At 36.8% G+C, this 2480-nt stretch carries 2 protein-coding genes; both read right to left on the bottom strand.

All coding sequences use genetic code 11. The annotated features are described in order from the left end of the window. Nucleotides 1-36: 36 nt before the first annotated feature. The gene (gene istB, locus ACHABW_RS25575; RefSeq protein ID WP_435759842.1) at nt 37-804 is read right to left on the bottom strand and encodes an IS21-like element helper ATPase IstB; all 768 of its coding nucleotides are present in this window, start codon (nt 802-804) and stop codon (nt 37-39) included. A 1-nt stretch (nt 805) separates the two neighbouring features. Then, nucleotides 806-2356 carry an IS21 family transposase gene (istA, locus tag ACHABW_RS25570; protein WP_435759840.1) on the bottom strand — a complete coding sequence of 517 codons (1551 nt, stop codon included), beginning with the start codon at nt 2354-2356 and terminating at the stop codon, nt 806-808. Nucleotides 2357-2480: the final 124 nt, after the last annotated feature.

Below are 2480 nucleotides of genomic sequence, written 5' to 3'. Positions count from 1 at the left end.
TGTAACCGTCAAGTAGTTTTGAACACTTTTTGCTCATTAATTTTGAACACTTTTCGTTTGAAATAAAGACTCCCGATATTTAATTCTGTGACTTGATCCATCAAAATGGACAACTTCAGAACGGTGGAGAAGGCGATCTAAAATCGCCGTTGTTATTCCTTGATCTCCTAATAATTCTCCCCATTCCTCTGGTCCTTTATTTGATGTTAATATGATAGAACTTCGTTCATAGAGATGGTTAATCAGATGAAAAAATAGATTTGCCTCATTTTGGTCCATCGCCATATACATTAAATCATCAATTATGACCAGATCAGCTTCTCTAATCCGTTTCATATGTAGTTGCGACTTTCGAAGAAATTCCTCATTTTTTAATAAAGGCACTAATTCTCCCATGGATACAAATGATACGCGATGACCTTTATGAATGGCCTCTAACCCTAAGCCAATTGAAATATGCGTTTTTCCGACGCCAGGCGGTCCCAAAAATAGTAGATTGAATGACTCTTCCAACCAAGTAAGCTCTTTGAGTTGCCTTAATTGTCTCGTACTAAGAGACGGTAGTTCTTTAAGATTAAATTCATCAAGGCTTTTTTGATAAGGGAACTTCGCCCACTTTAAGTTTTTTTCAATCATTTTTTCTTCACGACGTTTGTCCTCATATGAAAGCAATTCCCTGAGAAATTCCTGATAGGTCCATGAGTGGGATTCTGCTTTCCTTAAAAAAATGGGAAGCTCTTTTGATGTTTCTGACATTCTGAGTTGATGCATCTGCCTTTGTAAACTCTCTACTGAATATTCCAATTTACATGCCTCCCAGAATTTTAAGGTACCCATCTAATTCTCTTACAGATGCTTTATCTTTATAATGTATCGAGGTCATTTCTATTGTCGGAATAAAAGATGGAAGAGTATTAATCTCTTCTTGAGTTCTCGCTAAATGTTTTGCGACATCATGAAAATCATTGGCACTCCATAAGGCTTTTTCAATACAAACATCCAGGGCTGATTGAACATGTGGTTCAAAGCTTTTAACTGCTTTTTGTACTACTTGTAGCTGGTCCCGTATATACCTTGGATAACGTTTGTTAATCTCTTCAAGAAATAATTGAATCTTTTCCTGATCTGTAAAGGCACTTTTTATAGTATTCATATACGCTTGAATCCCTTTTGACTTGTCTCTAGAGTGATGCGTATTTTTAATCAACTGACCTTTTCCCCTAGAAAGAGGATGAGTAGCTATTGGTACACCTCCAGGTGTCTTTTCGATAATAAGTTCTTCTTCTTCGATGCGAACATACGCAGTATTCTCACCCTGTGGCCTATAGGTTCCAAGTGGAACCGAATAACGATTAGATTTGTATTTGATAATATTGTCCTTATGCACAGTTCTTGTTATACTTGATCCATGATTACTCTCGAAAGAGAGTAGGGAGGAGATTTTTCGTAAGTGTGGCTTTTCCAGGGCAAACACTTCGAAAGGTCTCTTTTTTATTGTATTGTGAACTTGGTAGTTTCCTTTCCTTTCAAGCCATGCCAGACACTGCTCATTCCATGTATCTATTTGATGAAACACTCGATTTTTCGCAAAATTATTTTTAACGAACTTCACCACATTCTCAATTTTTCCTTTAGATTCTGGATCAGCTGCTTTACAAAGATATATTGAAAATCCTCTCTGCTGTTTATAAGCTTGAAACTCCTCCGTATATATAATGTCACCTCCATTTTCACTAACAGTCATCAATTTATCTTGATCATATACGATCTCATCTGTCCTGCCGCCATAATACTCAAATGCATTCTCATGACATCGTAAAACATCACGAGTATTAAAAGGGCGATCCTGCCATTCTGCATATTTATAACGTGAGTGAGATAGAACAAAGGCAATTACATAAGTTTTTATCCATTTCCCTTCAAACGTTCTAATCTTTATTTCTCCAAAATCTACCTGGGTTTGTTTTCCCTTTGGCATTTCTTCCACTGCTTCGTAACTGCGGAATGTAGCTGTTTTAGGTATATGGTATTTTTCCCGTAATTCTCTGACATAAGTCCGAACAGTACTGTCACCAACTTCGGTAAAAGAGCAGTGCTCTTCTAGCCAATCTGAAATTTGTGAAGCCGACAAATCTTGATGTTCCTTTAACCATCCTAAGATTTGATCCTGAAAAGGATCTAGTTTCCGTTGTCTTACCTTCAAATTCTCCACCCACCTACACGCTTCTTCAAAATCCCTTTCAAGATATTCATAGACTGTTGTTCTCGATAAATTACATTTACGAGCAATAGCAGCAACTTTAAAACCTTGTCTTTTCAATTGGTGCACTTCCACAATCACTTCTATTTTCCACACCTTCCTGATCCCCCAACTCTCAGTTATTTTTATACTTTCTTATAATAACTGATTGGTGGAGATTTGAGCAGAAAGTGTTCAGTTTTATCGAGCAAAAACTGTCCATTTTAGTTTAGCAGTTACA

The organism is Salipaludibacillus sp. CF4.18, from assembly GCF_051262595.1.
Taxonomy (GTDB): Bacteria; Bacillota; Bacilli; order Bacillales; family Salisediminibacteriaceae; genus Salipaludibacillus; species Salipaludibacillus neizhouensis.
The sequence above is the reverse complement of the archived record's forward strand: the minus strand, read 5'-3'. Positions and strand labels throughout refer to the sequence as shown.